Origin of the sequence: Methanobrevibacter curvatus (genome assembly GCF_001639295.1) — an archaeon.
Lineage (GTDB): Archaea > Methanobacteriota > Methanobacteria > Methanobacteriales > Methanobacteriaceae > Methanoflexus > Methanoflexus curvatus.
The window spans coordinates 1-19,296 of the sequence record NZ_LWMV01000178.1 but is presented as its reverse complement, the minus strand read 5'-3'; the positions used below and the strand labels follow the sequence as shown (position 1 = coordinate 19,296).

General features: G+C 27.5%; 15 protein-coding genes. 13 read left to right on the top strand and 2 right to left on the bottom strand.

Annotation, left to right across the window (positions count from 1 at the left end; all coding sequences use genetic code 11):
* Positions 1-290: 290 nt before the first annotated feature.
* Positions 291-860: a class IV adenylate cyclase gene (cyaB, locus tag MBCUR_RS06235; protein WP_067091662.1), complete on the bottom strand. Its 570-nt coding sequence runs from the start codon at positions 858-860 to the stop codon at positions 291-293.
* Positions 861-1,386: 526 nt separating this feature from the next.
* On the opposite strand from cyaB, the gene moaA reads away from it, so the two are divergent.
* From moaA to MBCUR_RS06190, 10 genes are all read left to right on the top strand, one after another.
* On the top strand, positions 1,387-2,310 hold the full coding sequence (gene moaA / locus MBCUR_RS06230; protein WP_067091660.1) for a GTP 3',8-cyclase MoaA: 924 nt from the start codon (positions 1,387-1,389) through the stop codon (positions 2,308-2,310).
* 56 nt (positions 2,311-2,366) lie between these two features.
* Positions 2,367-2,519 (top strand): hypothetical protein, encoded by a 153-nt coding sequence (locus MBCUR_RS10365; protein WP_157077696.1) that lies wholly within the window; start codon positions 2,367-2,369, stop codon positions 2,517-2,519.
* Between the two features lie 3 nt (positions 2,520-2,522).
* Positions 2,523-3,488: a DNA (cytosine-5-)-methyltransferase gene (dcm, locus tag MBCUR_RS06225; RefSeq protein ID WP_067091659.1), complete on the top strand. Its 966-nt coding sequence runs from the start codon at positions 2,523-2,525 to the stop codon at positions 3,486-3,488.
* Between the two features lie 545 nt (positions 3,489-4,033).
* Positions 4,034-4,510 carry a DUF362 domain-containing protein gene (locus MBCUR_RS06220; protein ID WP_067091657.1) on the top strand — a complete coding sequence of 159 codons (477 nt, stop codon included), beginning with the start codon at positions 4,034-4,036 and terminating at the stop codon, positions 4,508-4,510.
* The gene (gene fwdF / locus MBCUR_RS06215) at positions 4,485-5,522 is read left to right on the top strand and encodes a tungsten-dependent formylmethanofuran dehydrogenase subunit FwdF (RefSeq protein ID WP_067091655.1); all 1,038 of its coding nucleotides are present in this window, start codon (positions 4,485-4,487) and stop codon (positions 5,520-5,522) included. Before MBCUR_RS06220 ends, fwdF begins: the two co-directional genes overlap by 26 nt.
* A gap of 367 nt (positions 5,523-5,889) precedes the next feature.
* Positions 5,890-6,120 (top strand): 4Fe-4S binding protein, encoded by a 231-nt coding sequence (locus MBCUR_RS06210; protein ID WP_067091653.1) that lies wholly within the window; start codon positions 5,890-5,892, stop codon positions 6,118-6,120.
* Between the two features lie 11 nt (positions 6,121-6,131).
* Positions 6,132-6,668 carry a molybdopterin dinucleotide binding domain-containing protein gene (locus MBCUR_RS06205; RefSeq protein WP_084269572.1) on the top strand — a complete coding sequence of 179 codons (537 nt, stop codon included), beginning with the start codon at positions 6,132-6,134 and terminating at the stop codon, positions 6,666-6,668.
* Between the two features lie 20 nt (positions 6,669-6,688).
* The gene (locus tag MBCUR_RS06200; protein WP_067091651.1) at positions 6,689-8,101 is read left to right on the top strand and encodes a formylmethanofuran dehydrogenase subunit B; all 1,413 of its coding nucleotides are present in this window, start codon (positions 6,689-6,691) and stop codon (positions 8,099-8,101) included.
* Positions 8,102-8,110: 9 nt separating this feature from the next.
* On the top strand, positions 8,111-9,829 hold the full coding sequence (locus tag MBCUR_RS06195) for a formylmethanofuran dehydrogenase subunit A (RefSeq protein WP_067091649.1): 1,719 nt from the start codon (positions 8,111-8,113) through the stop codon (positions 9,827-9,829).
* Between the two features lie 10 nt (positions 9,830-9,839).
* Positions 9,840-10,661, top strand: a complete 822-nt coding sequence (locus tag MBCUR_RS06190) for a formylmethanofuran dehydrogenase subunit C (RefSeq protein ID WP_067091647.1) — start codon at positions 9,840-9,842, stop codon at positions 10,659-10,661.
* 583 nt (positions 10,662-11,244) lie between these two features.
* On the opposite strand, the gene MBCUR_RS06185 is transcribed toward MBCUR_RS06190, so the two are convergent.
* Positions 11,245-12,459: an ATP-binding protein gene (locus tag MBCUR_RS06185; RefSeq protein ID WP_067091645.1), complete on the bottom strand. Its 1,215-nt coding sequence runs from the start codon at positions 12,457-12,459 to the stop codon at positions 11,245-11,247.
* A 537-nt stretch (positions 12,460-12,996) separates the two neighbouring features.
* Between MBCUR_RS06185 and MBCUR_RS06180 the strand changes: the two genes are divergently transcribed.
* The 3 genes from MBCUR_RS06180 to MBCUR_RS06170 all read left to right on the top strand — a co-directional run.
* On the top strand, positions 12,997-13,590 hold the full coding sequence (locus MBCUR_RS06180; RefSeq protein ID WP_084269570.1) for a TIGR00645 family protein: 594 nt from the start codon (positions 12,997-12,999) through the stop codon (positions 13,588-13,590).
* Between the two features lie 1,393 nt (positions 13,591-14,983).
* Positions 14,984-16,474 (top strand): hypothetical protein, encoded by a 1,491-nt coding sequence (locus MBCUR_RS06175; protein ID WP_067091643.1) that lies wholly within the window; start codon positions 14,984-14,986, stop codon positions 16,472-16,474.
* The coding region (locus tag MBCUR_RS06170) for a beta strand repeat-containing protein (RefSeq protein ID WP_169805807.1) at positions 16,464-19,296 on the top strand (2,833 nt) is incomplete at its 3' end. The genes MBCUR_RS06175 and MBCUR_RS06170, both read left to right, overlap by 11 nt.

Genomic DNA, 19,296 nt, shown 5'->3' with positions numbered 1-19,296 from the left:
CAAACGATCACCTAACTCTTCAACTTTCGCATACTGTTTATTTATAAAATAATTATTCAAGTCATACATGGTATTAAATATATATATTATCCTATATAAACCTTTCTATATCAATTTAAAGAACACACAAAAAAAATAAATTCACAAAAAAAATACAAATAGCAAATAAAAATATTTATATTGGAGTTTATAGAAATTCTCATTAATTTTTCAAGTATAAATAAAAATTAAATAAATTTTAAATTAATAAAGAAAAAGAAATAAAAATTTATATATTTAAATTCAAAAAATCAGTTTTCTTTTTCAAGAAGTTCTAAGTATGACGTTCTTTCAAAGCCATTTTCTATTCCTAATTCTTTAAATAGCTTGTATATTTTCTCAATAGCTAGTTCTGTTTTTTCATCTTCTAAATCTGTTTCTATTTCCATATAATATCCTAATCCTTTTACATTATCAATAGCTATTTCAAATTTCATGTTTTCTAAATTTTTATCTTCTTTTTCAAGATATTCATATATTTCTCTTATTTTTTTTACATGTCCACTTTCTATAAACAATAGTCTTTCAAATAATTTTTTCATTTCATCTTTATTTTCTACTTCAAGTTCTATTTCTTCTCTTGTTTTGCTGATTTTATCTAATTTAGGTCCTTTGTATGTTATTTTTGTGTATTTTTTTTCATTCTTTTCAATTGACCTTATTCTTAATGCTTTGTCATTTAGAGCGAATTTAATATCCTCTCTTTCAAAGTAAATATCTTCTTGTATTTCTGTTTCTTTTTTTTCAAGATTTAATCTTTTTAAATTTTTTTTAATAGCTTCAATATCCTCTATTTTTGCTTTTACTTCTACTTCAATCATTTTTCTATTTCCATTATTATTTTAATTAATAGCTTATTTTAATTATTAATTTAATTAGTTTATATTAATTTATATTAGTTTATATTAATTTATATTATTTTAAATAATTTACATTAATTTAAACAGCTTGTATTATTTTAAATAATTTATATTTAATTTTTTTTACACAATTTAATTATAATTTAAATATATTTTTATTTTTATTCATCCATTTTATGTATATCATTTTATTTTTTATTAATTTTTATCATTTTTTATTAATTTTTCTTTAATTTTATTAACTTTTCTTTAATTTTATTAATTTTTCAATTTTTTTCAAATTTTATTAAAAGTTAAATAGAAAATTTTATTTATTTCAAAAATATATTTTTTTATAAATTATTAATTTTTTTAAGATATTTGTTTTTAAATATTTACTTTTAGAATATTTACTTTTAAGATATTTGTTTTTTTCAAATGATTAATTTTTTATAAATTACCAATTTTTTTCTAGATATATACTCCTAATTTATTTATACGTGGTTTAATGAATGTAAAAGATCAATATGAAAGACCAATAATCTCATTGAGGTTGTCTTTAACAAATAGGTGTAATCTTAACTGCCTTTACTGTCATCATGATGGTATGATTTTAACAGAAGATGAAATGACTTCTGATGAAATATATCAAATCCTTAAAATAGCTAAAAAAATAGGAATTCAAAAAATAAGGCTTTCTGGTGGAGAGCCATTGTTACGTAGAGATATTGTTGAAATTGTTGAAAAAACTGCTTCACTTAATTTTAAAGACATTTCCATCACTACAAATGGGATTGGTTTAAAGAAATATGCTAAACCATTAAAAGATGCAGGTCTTAATCGTCTTAATATTAGTTTTGACTCATTAAACCCAAATACATATGAAAAAATAACAAGCAAAAACCTTTTGCATGAAGCAAAGGAAGGAATTTTACAGGCTCAAAAAGTTGGCCTTTTTCCTGTAAAGATAAACATGGTTGTTATGAAAGACATTAATGAAAAAGAAATAATGGACATGTTTGAGTTTTCTAAAGAAAATAATTTGGTTTTACAGCTAATTGAACTTATTAAATCTGATTCATGTGAAAATGATGACTTTTCAATCGAACATCACTATTCATTAGATAATTTGGAAAAAGATTTAGAAAATATGGCTGATGAGGTTAAGACAAGAAAATTTATGCAAGATAGAAAGAAATTTTTCATTGATGGAGGAGAAATAGAGATTGTTCACCCAATTGATAATACTAAATTTTGTCAAAACTGTACAAGATTAAGATTAACTCCTGAAGGCAAGATAAAACCTTGTTTATTAAAAAATGATAACTTAGTAGACATTATAACTCCAATAAGAGAAGAAAAATCAGAAGAAGAACTTGAAAATATTTTTCTTAAAGGAATTTACAATAGAAAACCTTATTTTACCGATTAAATAATTTTTAGAATTTTTATTGACATTCATTCTTTTTTATTACCATTTATTCTTTAATGAGAAAATATAAATATGATTCTTTTCCTAATGAAGATAAAAAACTTATAGAAGAGGATAATGATTTTTATATTGAAGAAATTCAGATTGAAAATCCTAACAATCTTGCTAGCTTAATTGATTCTATTTTAATAAGGTATGATAAAAAATGAAAGTTGCATCTTTTTTCTGGAGCTGGAGGGCTAGATTTAGGTTTTTTAAACCAGGGTTATGAATTTGTTTTTGCAAATGATAATTGGAAAGGATGTTGGGAAACTTTTGAAAAAAACCATGATATAAAAATAAATAGAAAATCTATTGAAGATATTAAACCTCATGAAATTCCAAATGTTGTTGGTTTTGTTGGTGGTCCACCATGCCAAAGTTGGAGTTTGGCAGGTTCAATGAAAGGAATTGAAGATCCAAGAGGAAAAATGTTGTATCACTATCTCAGATTAATCAAAGCTAAAAAACCTTTATTCTTTTTAGCTGAAAATGTTCCTGGATTAGTTTGTAAAACTCATTTTGATGAATTTAATAAATTTATTAATGCATTAAAAGATATTGGGTATAATATATCTTATCAAGTCTTAAATGCAAAGCATTATGGAGTCCCTCAAGATAGAAAAAGAGTTTTTATTGTAGGATTTAATGAAAAAATTGAATCAAAATTCACTTTTCCACAACAATTAAAAGATAAAACAACCTTAAAAGATGCTATTGGTGATTTACCAGAGCCAATACCTGCAAAAGAAAAAAATAAAGCTAATTTTTTAAAAGATTTAGAAGTTCCCAACCATGAGTACATGACAGGTGATTTTTCTTCAATGTACATGTCTAGAAATAGAGTTAGAGGTTGGAATGAACAATCTTTCACAATTCAAGCTGGAGGTAGACATGCTCCATGCCATCCACAAGCAAATCCAATGATTAAAGTTGAAAAAGATAAGAGAATCTTTGATTTAAACTCTCCAAAACCTTATCGAAGATTATCTGTTAGAGAGTGTGCTAGAATTCAAACATTTCCAGATGATTTTATTTTCCATTATAAAAATATTGCCGATGGATATAAAATGATTGGTAATGCTGTACCAGTTAAATTATCTGAAGCTATTGCAAAAACTATTTCTAAACATATTTAGACTTAAAATTTTAAATGATGTTTATAACTCCCTATTAATTTCCTATTAATTTAATTTTTAATTTTATATTAATTTAATTTTTAATTTCCTATTAATATTCCTATTAAATTTAATCATAATGAGTTTTTATAATGGTTGTGTTTTACCCATTTTTTTGACAAATAATTTATCTATTAAAAATGTGTAGTTACTACACTATTTAATTTTTAACTGTAAATATTTATATATAAATTCTTTTGTTTGCCTAAACTTTAGCTATTTTTTTAGGTATTTTGCATATTTTGAATTTTTTTAAAAAGTATTTATTTTTTAATTTAATTTATATATGAAATTATTTTACTTATATTTCAGTTCTAAAATAGCTATTTATTAATTTTAGAATAAAATATTGCTTATTTTTCTTATTTAACTTTTAATTCTTTTTATTTAAAAATAAAAAATGTGTAGTAAGTACAATTATATATATAAATTTTTCTATTTGATTCTAGTAAACATTATTATATATACATAATTTAATAATAATATAATTACACTATGGTGAAAATGTGCCAAGTCATATATGTTCTGGATTAAAATATTTAGCAACTATTGAGTTAAAGAGTAATGGTTACTCACAAAGAGAAATAGCTAATGAATTAGCTATTAATCGTTCAACTGTTTCCCATTATCTTAATGGTAGGAATTTATCTTGGAATTCAATCGATGTTGCAAAAACTGTTACTCAATTGTCTCCTAAAGATTTTTTAATACTAACTCAAAGTTTGTTTAAAGATTTACAAATGACTCAGAAGATTATTTCAATATGTAAAATCAGAAATTACGAGGCTGAAGTTTCTGATACTTGTATTGGATGTGGCTTATGTGTAGACTTATGCTTAATGAAGGCAGTCTCTTTAGACTCCTTAAAAGCAAATATAGACTCCATTAAATGTTGTGGATGCCTTATATGTTTGGAAGGTTGCCCAACTGATTCTATAAAAATTTTGGAGGTTTTTAATGATCGTAAATACAAAAAACGTTGAAGATAAAGACTTTGACATTAAAAGATCAGCAGATGAACTTAGGAACTTGTCTTTTAAAGATCATGTTTGTATAGGTTGTGGGATTTGTGAAACCACTTGTCCTGTAGAAGCAATAAGTGTTGGAGATGTAGCAGCAATTCTAAGGAGTAATGCTTCAGATTCAAAGTTAAGTATTGATGAAGATAAGTGTGTTCTCTGTGGTATGTGCAGCGGATTATGTCCTGCAAATGCTCTTGTTTTATCAATTAACGGTGTAAATATTGCAGATATTCCTGCATATCCTAAATATGAATCTTATGCTGAAATTGATGAAGATAAGTGTATATATTGTCAAAGATGTGAAATAGCTTGTCCTAGAGAAGCTATTACAATAGCAAGATCTCTTCCTGATAGATCAAAATTAGTCACTGGCGAGATTGAAGTCTTAGATGAAGAATGTGTTCACTGTGGAATTTGTGAAGAATTGTGCCCTGCTGATGCTATTTTGGTGAATAGGACTCCAGGAGCTGAATCTATCGCTATAGACAAAGATAAATGTGTCTATTGTTTGGTTTGTAAAAAATCTTGCCCTACAACAGCTATTAAAGCATCATGTAGAATTTGTTCCTATGGTGACTATGACATAGACCCAGCAGATGCAGCTACAAAAGGTAGTGCATTTATTGATGATGAACTTTGTATTAACTGTGGTTGGTGCGAAGGAGTATGCCCTACAGAAGCTGCTAAAGTTAAAAAGCCATTTACTGGAACCTTAGAAATTCATCAAGATGTATGTACTGTATGTGGAACATGTGTAGATATCTGTCCATGTGATGTTTTATCTTTCCCAGAGCCTACTGCTCCAGCACAAATTGTTGAAAATGTTGGAAAAGATGAAGAGTACTGTATTAAATGTGGAGCATGTGAAAAAGCATGTCCTGTTAATGCAATTGAAGTTAATGTAACTGCTGTCGATTATACTCCAACAAAGTCCAAGTCATGGATTGAAAAATTAGAAGCATTAAAAAATTAATTGATATAATTTAATATAAATTTAATTGATGTTTTTTTATAAGTTAATAATCAACATCCTATTTACATAAGAATTAATTAATTACATATTTATCATAAAATTTATTTATTATAAAATCAAAATAATCTATAGTTTATAATATAATAGTATAATAAGCTTATAAATCAGTTGATTAAAAATTATATTTAATATTTATCATAAAAATTATAAATTTTATCATATAACTCAATTAAATGTTTTATCATGAATATTAATCAATTAAATTAGGTTTTTATCTATAAATCAATTAAATTAGGTTTTATCAAAAATCAATTAATCAAGTAATGTTTTTAATTCAAGTTTTTAAAAAAATATATTGGTGAATATTATGGAACTTAAAGTTAATCAAGATAATTGCCTTGGCTGTGGAGTATGTGTTGTTGCATGTCCAGTCAATGTATCTATTTCTCCAGAAGTCTCTGGTGGACATGGATCATTATCAGAAGAAACTATAATGATGGTAGAAAATGGTGTTATTAAACTTTTCTCAGAAGAGAAGTGTGAAAAATGTGGGACATGTCAAATGTTCTGTCCAGTTGACGCTATTTGGTTAGAATAGAGGTGTATTAGATGACATATGTAGATAAACCAAGCGTACCTAATGTTGTGAAGTTTGCTGAACCTTCTGCAACAAAAAGAGACAAACTTGAAGTCATGTTAAATACTGGTAGTGATATCTACCAAGGAGCTTGTAAAAAACGTGGTTCTACTTTAAAAGATGAGTATAGATATGCTTCTGGAACTGCTTACATGGATCCAAATGATATGGCTAAATTAGGAGTTAAAAATTGGGATAAAGCTATTGTGAAAACTGACTACGGAGAAGTAGTTGTCTTTGTAGCTCACTCAAGAGATGCTCCTCATGAAGGTCAAATTTTTATTTGTAAAGGGCCGTGGGCTAATGTTGTAGTAAGTCCTGAAACTTATTGTTGTTGTGACCCTACTTATAAAGGGGTTCCAGCTTCTATTGAAGTTACAGAAGAAGAGCCATTACTTATGGCTGATTTAATGGCTGAAGTATACAAAAAATACAATGAAGATGAAACTTCTACTGGTAATAGATTGGTTAAATTACCAGATAATAATGTAAGCCATTATAGGCATTAAGCCATTTAGGAGATGATAATATGGCATATGAAAAACCTGTAACAGATTATGATTATATTGTAGAAAACTGTACCTGTGCTTTCTGTGGATGTAACTGTGATGATTTAGTTTACTTAGTTAAAGGTGGAGAAGTTAAAGGTGAACTTGATGGTAAACTAGTCACAAGTGGTTATGTTGATGGTGGGCATGTTGTTGCATGTAGACATGCATGTAGGCTTGGTGCAAGTAAAGTCATGGAAGACATGGATCAAAGATTACTTGTCCCTATGATTCGTAATGATGATGGAGCTTTAGTGGAAGTTGACTGGGATACTGCTTTAGATAAAGCAGCAGAACTTATTGCTGGAGCTGTAAGACCTGTATTCTATGGATGGAGTGAAACTTCAATTGAAACCATGCACTATGGATTAGAACTTGGAGAGTTAGTTGGAGCTGTTTTAGATAATCAAGCTACAATTTGTCATGGACCTTCTCTTCAAGCTGTTCAAAATGCAGGATATCCTGTTAATACCTTAGGTGAAGTTAAAAATAGAGCAGACATGATTGTTTACACTGGTAACAATGCAATGAACTCTCATCCAAGGCACATGGCAAGATATGCAGCTTTCCCAAGAGGATACTTCCGCCAAAGAGGAAGATTTGACAGAACCATTGTTACAATGGATCCAAGATATACTGACACAGCTAAAATGTCAGATATATGGGTTGGTTTTGAACAAAATGGCGATTATGAATTTTATAATGCTATGAGAGCAGTGTTAAGAGGCAAAAAACTTGAAAAAGATGTTATTTCTGGAATTCCTAAAGAAGACATTGAAGAGCTTGTAGAAGCAATGAAAGGTGCTCAATATGGTTCTCTTTTCTTTGGATTAGGATTAACTCATACTTTATCAAAACAAAGAAATATTGATATAGCTATTAATCTTATTCAAGATTTAAATAAATACTCTAAATGGAATCTTATTCCTATGAGAGGACACTTTAATGTAAATGGATTCAATATTTTTATGGCATTTGAACAAGGATTCCCCTATGGTGTTGACTTTGCAAGAGGTTATCCTCGCTATATGAATGGTGAAACTAACACTATAGATTTGTTAACAAGAGAAGAACCTGATGTATTTATGGTAATAGCTGCGGATCCTGGAGCTCACTTCCCATCTGGTGCTAACAGACATTTGTCTAATATTCCTGTTATCCAAATTGATATCCATTGGGGACCATCTACAGAACTTGCAGATATTGTTCTTCCTGGTTCATTTATTGGTGTTGAAGCTGCAGGTACAAGCTATAGGATGGATGGTGTTCCATTATACATGAAAAAAGCTATTAGCAGACCTGAAACCTGTCGTGATGATGAATGGATTGTAAACGAACTTCTCAAAAGAGTCCAAAAAATTAAAGGCATAGAGCCTAAAGTTGCAAGTAAATAAGGTGATCTCATGGAATATATTTTAAAAAATGGTATAGTTTACGACCCTGAGAATAACATTGCAGGAGAAAAGATGGACATCCAATATAAGGATGGAAAAATCGTTGATAGTGTTTCTGACAATGCTAAAGTTTTAGATGCAACTGATAAAGTAGTAATGGCTGCTGGTGTTGATCCTCACTCTCATATTGCTGGACCAAAATTGGTTGTTGGAAGGTTGTATAGACCAGAAGACTCAAGAAGAGGTGTGGTTCCTAAAACAGGTGTCACCAGATCTGAAACTGGATTTTCTATTCCAAGTTGTCCTGCTACTGGTTACAGATATTCAAGAATGGGATATGGTACAGTTGTTGAAGCTGCAATGCCTCCACTTGAAGCTAAGCACACTCACGAAGAAATTAATGCAATTCCTAACTTAGATGTTGCTCCTTTACCATTGTTTGGTAACAACTGGTTTACACTTGAATATGCAAGAGAAAACAAAGTTGATGACTTAGCTGCTTTTATTTCTGCTTGGTTAAAATTAGTTAAAGGATACGGTGTTAAGATTGTTAACCCTTGTGGTGGAGAAGCATGGGGATGGGGAATGAATGTCCACGGTGTAGATGATCCTGCACCATACTTTGACGTTACAGCAAGAGAAGTTATTACTGCCCTTGCTAAAGCTAATGAAAAGTTAGGACTTCCTCATTCAATACATCTTCACCCTAATGACTTAGGACATCCTGGTAACAATGGAACCACTATTGAGTCAATGAAAATTCTCAAAAACATTACTAAAAACTCACCTGTAAGAAATCAAAGCTTACATATGACTCATATCCAATATCACTCCTACGCAGGAACAAATTGGAGAGATTTCGAGTCTGGTGCTGGAGATGTTGCTAAATACATTAATTCAAATGACTATGTTACAGCAGATATTGGTCAAATCACTTTAGATGAAACTACTACAATGACAGCTGATGGACCAATGGAATTTGATCTTCATCAGTTAAATGGTCTTAAATGGGCTAATAAAGATATTGAACTTGAAACTGCTTCAGGTATAGTTCCATTTATCTATTCTGGTCGTAACAGTGTTCATTCTGTTCAATGGGCTATTGGTCTTGAATTGTTCTTACTTATCAACAATCCATGGCAAGTGTTCTTAACCACTGATTCTCCTAATGCAGGACCATTTATCAGATATCCAAGAGTTATCTCTTGGTTAATGAGTAATAAGAGAAGAACTGAAATGATTGAAAACAGAGAAGTACACAAAGCTGTTGAAAGAAAATCTATATTGGCTACTTTAGATCGTGAATACGACTTCTCAGAAATAGCTACAATTTCAAGAGCAGCCCCTGCTAAAGCTTATGGATTTACTGACAGAGGACATCTTGGTGTAGGTGCAAATGCAGACATTGCAGTATATGACATTAATCCTAATGAAGTAGACCCATCTGCTCAATATGAGTTAATTGAAAAAGGATTTGGAAATGCAGCATACACAATCAAAAATGGTAATGTCTTAGTTAAAGATGGTGAAGTTGTTCAAGTAGTTCCAAGTCATACAATTTGGGCAAATGTTCAAGGTATGGAAGCTCAAGAAGAAGCTATTATTGAATCTATTATGCCTACTTTTAACAAATACTATACTGTTAAGTTTGAAAACTACAAAGTAGATGATCATTATGTACCAAACCCAATTGAAGTTAAAGTTCAACCTGGTAAAGCAGGTAAATAGGAGTGATTAGATGAAAACAATAACTTTTAATCAAAAACAAACTTCTACAATAGGTCTAGAATTTGATGAGCTTATTCCAGATAAAATCTACACATGGGAAGAAGTGGATTTTCTCAAATATGAAGTTCCTGTTGGAAATTCAAGATTCCCTTTATCTAGTTACTTTGATGTTGAAGTCTCAGGAAATGCTGAAACTCCTGAAGAAGTTAAAATTGTAATTAATGGGGATTTAACCAGAGTAAAATACATTGGTAGTGAAATGACCAGTGGCGAAATTGTTGCCAACAGCAGTGTAGATTTACACTGTGGTGCTTTAATGGAAGGTGGAACCATCACTGTTAATGGGGATGCTGAAAGTTATGCTGGTCGTGAAATGAAAGGTGGAATCCTTACCATCAAAGGTAACACACGTGAATTCTGTGGTGCATCCTACATTGGTGATTGGAGAGGCATGACTGGTGGTATTATCGAAGTTCATGGGAGTGCTGGTAAACAATTAGGTGAATGTTTAACTGGTGGAGAAATCCGTGTTAAAGGTAATGCAGACATTCTTGCAGGTATTCACATGACCAAAGGTTTAATTACAATCGAAGGTGATGTTACCCGTTGGCCTGGAGGTCAAATGCAAGGAGGGAACATTGTTATCAATGGTAAACTTTCAAGGTTACTTGAAGGATTTGTTGATGCTGAAATAGTTTTAGATCCTGAAGTTGCTGGTAAAACATTCTCTGGTAAGTATATTAAGTATGTTGGAGATATTGCTCGTAATGGTAAAGGCAACCTTTACTTAGATGCTGAGAAAAACAGAAATTTCTTGTCTGAAAACTACTAAATTAAATTCAATAGATTAGGGTTTCCCTTTTCTATTTTTTCTTTTTTTATTCTATTTTTATTCTATTTTTTATACTTTATTCTGGTTTATTTATTTTAATTCTTTTTTAATTATATTTTAACTCTTTTTTTTATTCTATTTCTTATTTTAACTTTTTTTACTTTTCCATTAATAGTATTGCTTTTTCTTATACTCTAATTTATCAACTTATCAATTTTTTATCTATTTTTCATATCAAGTTTTTAATATTTTGTTTTTTAATATCTTATTATATTTAATGATTAAAACACACTTTAATAAATAAAATTATATAGTCCTGAAAGAAAAAGATTCTAATCAATGATTTATTGAAATATCAATCTATTTCATAAATATAAGTTGTTATTATCTTTAATTTCTAAAATAATCTTTAATAATTTTATTATTAAAAAATTATATATTATAATTATTTTAATTGAGAAATAAATGAATATAAAAGCTTTTAAAAAATATCATTACTTATGAACTTTATTTTCAGAACTATATAATCAGTAGTTCGTAAAGTGTTTTTGTGTTTTTTTTGAACACTTGAAAATAAATCCCCTTACATATTATTTTCATGTTCTAAATATTGTATTAAAAAATAAATAGGGTACAAATTATTTGTAAAAGTGTAAACTCCTTGTTTAACTCCCTCAGGATATTCAAGAATTTTTAATTCCTTAGCTCTACTTAAAAAATCAGAAAATGCATTCATTTCTTTTGGCTCTAATTTTTCATTAATATCTTTTTTTCTAAAAGCATACTCCTCCATAATATCGTGTTTTGTGAAATCATTTCCTAAAGTTCTAAATATGCTCAAATATCTTTCACTTTTAATAGATTTATCTAGTGCAGGTTTTAAGTATTTATCTCCGATTTCTGTACCTGCTTTTATAATTCCATGCAGAGCATCTTCCTTATCAATTATATTGTCATTATTTCTCCAAAAAACGCCATCTCCTATTTCCTGCATCATATTAGGAAAACCAGACGAAAAATTAACCATTAGCTTTATTGCTTCTTTTTCAATAGTGATGTCCAATTTAGAAAAAATTTTAGTAAAAAAATCTTCAATTTCTGAATCATTGAGTCCCTTAATCTCAATATGCTTAAAAAGTCTATTAAAAGAAGGGTTGTGATTATACAATTTTTGAGCATTTTCAGGATAAGTTGTGAGAATTATTGCTAAAGGAATTTTACGAATTTCAGTTGAAATAGTATCTGCAAAGCTTTTATACCAATTAGCAAAATCTGCACTTTCACTTAAACCATTAATATCATCAATAATTATAAATAACCCTGTTTTATTACCATTTAATTTTTTAATCATATCTTCTAGGAAAAAAGGAAAGTTATCTTTTATGAATTTAATTGTCTCAGGGTCAGGGCGAAATTCTATTTTAGTATTTAAAAATTCTACACTTTGAATATGTTTTTTAAAAGTGTTTATAATATCTCCTCCCCATGTTTCAGTTTTAATTTTATTTAAAATTCTTTCAACAATTTGTTGTATTAAACTATCTAAATCATGTACTCCATCATTAAATACATGAACAGTTAACATTTTACATTTAACCTCTACTATGTTTTTAAAGTAGTCTGCTAATGAAGTTTTTCCCATTCCTCTTTTGCCTTTTATAAGAAATTGCGTAGGTGTTCCTTGTGATGCTCTGTATAAATAAGGCAGGTGTTTATTAATAATATCTTTCCTACCTTCAAATTTTTCTGGTTTAACAGGAGATTCAGGCTGAAAGGGGCTTTCTTTTTCAAAATACATGATAATTACTCCAATGTATATCTTAAAGTCTTTATATGCTAATAGTTATCTAAAAGAATATTATTAATTAATAATATTTTTTTTGTCATATATACAATTTTCTACATGTTTATAATTTTTATTAAAGTAATACTTTTTCAAGAACTTTGCACTGATATTGAAGCTAAGGTCATTTACAGATAAGTTTTAATAGGTATGTTTAATTTTATGGGTTGAAATTAAATAAAAATATTTATATTTATTTTATTTTAATAATTTTTCTATTTATGTTTTTATTCTATTTTTATTTTCTTTTTATTTTTTTAATTTTTTTAAATCTATTGATTTTTGAAATAATTTTGAATTCTTTTTTTATTTTTCTTTTTTTAAAAGATTATATATAATGAAAATCATATTAATTTTAATTAATTTTGAAATTAAAAATTCAATTTTTAATATTAAACTATCTTTTATTATAATTAATTTATATAGAATTTTCTTAAAAATGTTTATATAAATTTTATAAATTTAATAGAATATCTTAGTTTAGGTGTGTTTATGGATAAAATAGATGAAAATAATAATGATAATAATGCGGATAGCTCTTCTTCTGAAAATGGAGGAATTATTGAAGACACAATTGAAAAAATAATTTTTCAAAGTAGATGGGTTTTAGCTCCAATATTTTTAGGATTGGTTGTTGCTTTAATCTTAGTTTTAATTAAATTTTTCCAGATTCTAATTGGATTTGTTCCTGAAGTATTTGCCATGTCATTTGATGAGCTTGCAATGGCTATATTAAATCTTTTAGACATTGCTCTTTTAGGAAATCTTCTTTTAATTGTTATCTTCTCAGGTTATGAAAACTTTGTCTCTAAAATTGATCATGCCGTAGATCATGAAGACCGTCCTTCTTGGATGGGGCATCTAGATTTTTCAGGCTTAAAAATTAAAATTGTAGGTTCTATTGTAGCTATTTCTCTTATTGAATTATTACACGACTTTTTAGGTGCTACAGAACATTTTGATCCTAATGTAACATTTTGGAGAATAGTTTTACATATTGTCTTTGTTATCTCAGGTGTTTTATTTGCTTTAATGGATTACATTGCAGAAAAACGTCATGTAGTAACAAAAGAACTTCATGAGTAAATTTTTTTTCTACTTTTATTTTTTAAAAACTTAATTTCTTAATTTCTTAATTTTTTTATTTTTTATTTTTTAATTTCTTAGTTTATTAGTTTCTTAATTTTTTAATTTTTTTCTTAAACTTTTTTTAGCAAATTTAATATTGAAATGTTTTAAAATTATTTTTTAAATTTTTTTATTTAGAATATTTTTCAAGCTATTTGTATTTTTAATTTTTTTATGGAAGAGATTTGTTTTAAAAATATAAATTGGATGTAAATTAACAAAAAAACAATATTTTATCACTATAATTAATTTTTAACTCAATTTAGAAAGATATATTTTAATTTATCTACACAACATAAATTGATAGGAATTTAAATTATTTCTTAATCTCTTTAAATAATGCTATCTCTTTACCATTTAAATTATTTATTTTATAAACTGTATATTTATAATATTTTTTTCTATTGTATATTTTTTCTTATTTTTCTTATTTTTCTGTTGATTGTTAACTTTTTTTTATCAATTTGTAACTCTTTATGATCTAAATATACAATCTAATAATATAATTTATCTCCAATGAATAAAAGTATAAACAAAATAATGTACAAAAAAAGAATAAAAATTGAATAAAAAAAATTAAAATATCTAATAGATACCTAATAGATATCTAATAAATATCTAATATATTAAATTATTTAATAAATATCTAATATATTAAATTGTTTAATAAATATCTAATATATTCTAATAAATTAATTTAATAAATATCTAACAAATACTAAAGTATTAAATAAAAATTTTTATTAAAACATAATCTTATCATATAAACAATAAACCATATTTTTTGCATGTGCTTTAAATTAATCATATGCTTTAGAATTAATAAATCTTTAAATTAATAATTTAATATAAAATATTAAAGAAAAGTTATTTGATTAATATCTAAAATCTAAAAAGTTGAATATTCTGGATTTTAATTAAAAACTTTTAAAGTCCCTTAATTTAATAAATTAAATAATTTTTTCTAAATCTCAATCATGAAAAAATATTAAACTTAAAGTTTGTATTTTTGCGAAAGGTTTATATGGGAGAATATCAATATAGAGTATAGTCTAAAAAATATAGTGTAAATATAATTAATGAGTTAAAATCTATCTCTTTTCATTTCTTAGATTTTATCCTAATTTTATGTTTATGCTGTTTTTTTACTATATTGTATAATATAAAAATGGAAATACTTATATAACAAGATATTTTCAGCTTTTTTTATTAACAAATATAATTTCTGTTTAGATTAGACCTTACATAGGAAGAATGCATTGTGCTTTTCTCTTAATGTATAAAAATAATATTTAAACTTTAATTAATTGTTTCTACTACATTTATAACATAATTTAAAAAGCTGAACATCATGAATTTCAATAAAGCAGGAAAATACCTTAGCTTAGCACTTTTAGTCCTAGCTATTTTTTCAATATCTATTGGTATTAGCGTAGCTGCTGGAGAAAATTCAAGTTCAACTCAAGCCGTCGACTTTAATAATCATATATCTTATTACAACTACTCTTCTGCTGCTAATGTTGATCATAAGCCAACATCTAATTTAGCAAACAATTTAGCTAATTCTAATATTGGCGAAATTACTAGTGGAATTTCTTTTAATTTAAATAATCATACTGATTCTTCTATGAAAGATAACTCGTATGATGTAGCTTTACCTAATGGAAATCCTGTAAATGCTAATATTTCCCATCTTCAAACTGCAAATTTGATTCCTACTCAAACTAATGTTTCACAAACTTTTAGTGAACAGTTATTTAATAATTCAAATTTATTAACCAACAATACACTAAACTTTAATGAAGAAAATACAAACCAATTAAATGAGAATCAATCTAAGGCTTTAGATGACAACTTAATTGGCTTAAACAATTCAAATGGGCTTTACAAAAATTTTATTTTTACTAATGTGAACTTTGATTCAGAATTTATAAACTTTTTAGCACATTACAATAAAATAATTAATACAGGTTCAGGATCTTTTATTGTTAAACAAAAAAATAATAAAAGTAGTAATGAATTGGATACTTTTAGTTTTGATAGAAATTGGGATGAATTAATTGAATTGGAATTTGGATCCCATAATTTTATAGCAAGTAAATTGCTTATTTCTAATCATCTTAAAGCATACAATATTTTGAATAAGAAAGTTCAAAAAATTTCAAGCTTTGGATACTTTAACAAAAATCTACTTGACAATTTTTCTACTGTAGATTTATACAAAAATAAATATCTTTTTATTAATGAAAATCAAATAATTAAAAATAATAATTCTCTTTTTTACATATTTAATAATTCTAAAAATAATAATTCCAAAATTTATGCAAGTAAATTATCAACCCCAGAAAGCTATTCATCAGATGATAATGACAATGATGAAGATGAACCTTCTGATTCGATAAATTTAGGCAATATATTCATTTTTTATTTTAATTCCTTTGAAACTTCAAATGAATTTTACAAAATTTTGGACAATACTAAGTTCTATGGAAAATTACTTCCTTTAAAAACTTCTCCTTTTGGCATATTAGAATCTTATTCTATTAATACAGACTATTTTTCTAATGAAATCACTTCATTTGAACTAGTTGATATAAGAAATGATTCTATTAATTTTGGAATTATAACAGATTATTCTAATCTATTAAATTCTAATCTTTTAAATTTTAATCATTTAATTCTAAATAATCATGTAATCAAGATTACTTTTAATAGTTTTAATGATCATGGAATTATCGTCTATTATAACATTTTTACTAATTTTTATAATACTAACGACAAAAACCTTTTAGATTTTGTCTATGGTATTGTTGATATGGAGGTATCTTACAATGATAAATAAACATTTTAAAGTCATTGTAACTGCTTTAGTTTTACTTCTTGTTGTTTCTACAGTTTCTGCTGTTTCTGCTGCAGAATTTACTGAAACTACTTCAGGAAACTTAAATCAAGCTGTTACAAATGCACAAAGTAGTGGTGACGTATCAGATACGATCACGTTAAACCCTGGTACATATACAGGAAATAATAATAAAAATATTGATGTTAATGGTAACAATAAAAATTTAACAGTCCAAGGTAACGGCGATTCAAGCTCAGTTATCCTTGATGCAGAAAGTAATGGAATATTCTTTAACATTACTGGTAACAACCTAAATGTAACCTTTAAAAACCTTACATTTAAAAATGGAAAAAATACAAATAACGGTGGAGCAATAACTAACAACATTGCAAGTAACCAATTAACATTTGTTAATTGTATTTTTATAAACAACATTGCTGCAAATGGCGGAGCTATTTATAGCAATGGAAGTTTATCAGTTACTAAAAGTAATTTTATTAATAATTCTGCTAGTGATTTAGGAGATTCTATCTTTATTGATGACTCTGCTCAGGTAAATATTATTATTAATAATGTTTTTACTACTAATGTTAGTAGTGGAGTTGTTGAGATAGCTAATCATGGTTCAAATGATTTTGACTTAGATAATAATACTTATTATTATGTTGGTGATAAAAAAATTAATGTAAACCTTACACATGTTACAGTTTTAAATAATAGGGTTACAGTGTTTGCTGATGTTTTTAATGTTGATGGTTTAATTAATAATGGTGATGTTGTATTTTTTGTTAAGGGTGTGGGTGCTGGAAGAGTTCCTGTAATTAATGGTAAAGCATCATATTCATTTAATTCAAAAAATGGTATTTTTGAAGTATATGGTGATTATGTTCACACTAATTTAACTCCAGATACTCCAGATACTCATGGCATCAACAGTTTAAACTTCTCTGTTAACTATACATCATTTGCTCCGCAATCTGTTCCTTTACCCAATCCAGGTTCTGGAGTGATATTTTGGGTTGCCCCAGGTGGTAGTGATAGTAATAGTGGTTTAAGCCTAGCTTCACCAAAGCTTTCACTTAGAGGTGCTTTAGATACAGCATTATCAGGTGATACTATTATTGTAATGCCTGGTACTTATTCTGGCACAAATAATCGTGTTACAATTAGTAAAGATATTACAATTATTGGAAATGAAACTAGTGGTAGTGAGGTTATTTTCTCTCCTGCAAATGCTCGTTTTATATCTATTAGTGCTGGTACATCTGCTTCTGCTCTCCGTAATGTTAATTTGTATAATTTCAAGATAGCGAACCCAACTACTTCAGGAACAATTTATCCTGGTGCATATGTTAATTTAGTTGTAGATAATCTTAGAGTCTCTGATAAAACTAATGGTAATGGTGTGTTTGTGTTTAATGGTGCCAATAGTAATCTTATTATAAACAACTCTGATTTTTATAATTTAAATGGTAATAATGGTACACTTATCTTTTCTAATACATATAATAATCTAAAGATTATTGTTGATAACTCAAATGTTACTTTTGCACGAACAGGTAATGGTACTAGTACTTCTACTACTGATGGTTTTTTTGGTGCAGTTATTTGTGTTGCTGGTAATAATGTAAATCTTACTCTTAATCATTCAAATTTTAAGAATATATATGGTGGTTGGTTTGGTGGGATTATTTTTTGTTATGGTGCTAGTAACAATGTTATTATTGATAACTCAAATATGACTAATAGTTCAGTTAGATATGAAGGTTCAATTGTTTATGTTGCTGGTGGTTCTACTTATTCTAAATTAATTATTAGTAATTCTAATTTTAAGGATGCAAATTCTACTTATAGTGGTATAGATACTAATGGTGGATGGACAACAGAACTTTATAATTCTACTTTTAATAATTTTTATGGTAGAATAGGTCATGGTTCAATAATAGATAATGATGGTAGGGAGATTACTGTTGTTGGCTGTACTTTCACTAATAATGTTATTTGGAATAGTTCTAGTGCTGCTGGTGGTGGTGGTGTTATTTTTAACCATGCTGCTTATGCAAACACTATTCGTAATAGTACTTTTATTAATAATAGTGCTAACCATCATGGTGGAGCTATAGTTTCTACTGGTGCTTTAGTGATTGATGATTGTCGTTTTATTGGAAATTATATTAATGGTTCTGCTCTTTCTTATGGTGGTGTTATTTATAATAATGGTACTTTAACCATCTCTATTTCTAACTCTTATTTTGAGAGTAATGTTGCTAGAACTACTGCTGCTACTAGTGGTGGTGGTGTTGTAGCTACACTTAATGGAATAATTGATATTCATAATTCTGTGTTTGTTAACAATGCTATAAATGGTACTGGAGCTACTAATTATGGTGGTGTTTTTGCTGTAAATGGTACTGGTTCTATTTCTGCAGATAATTGTACTTTTGAAAATAACTATGCTAAGCATTATGGTGGTATTGCAGGTACTACTAATGCTGGTTCTAGGATAAATATTACTAATTCAAGAATAGTGAACAATTCTGCTGGTACTTATGGTGGTGCTTTGGGCTCAGCAGGTGGACAAATTACTATTTATAACACAACCATGACTAATAATAAAGCTGGTTCTTATGGTGGTGTTGCTGGTGTTAGTTCTACTGGTGCAAATATTTTTATTTATAATTCTCAAGGGCATAACAACTATGCTACTACCTTTGGTGGGGTTCTTGGTGCTAATGGTGGATCTATAGTTCTTAATGGTTCTGTATTTACTAATAATTCTGCTGGTTCTTATGGTGGTGTTGCTGGTATTGCTCAAGGTAGTA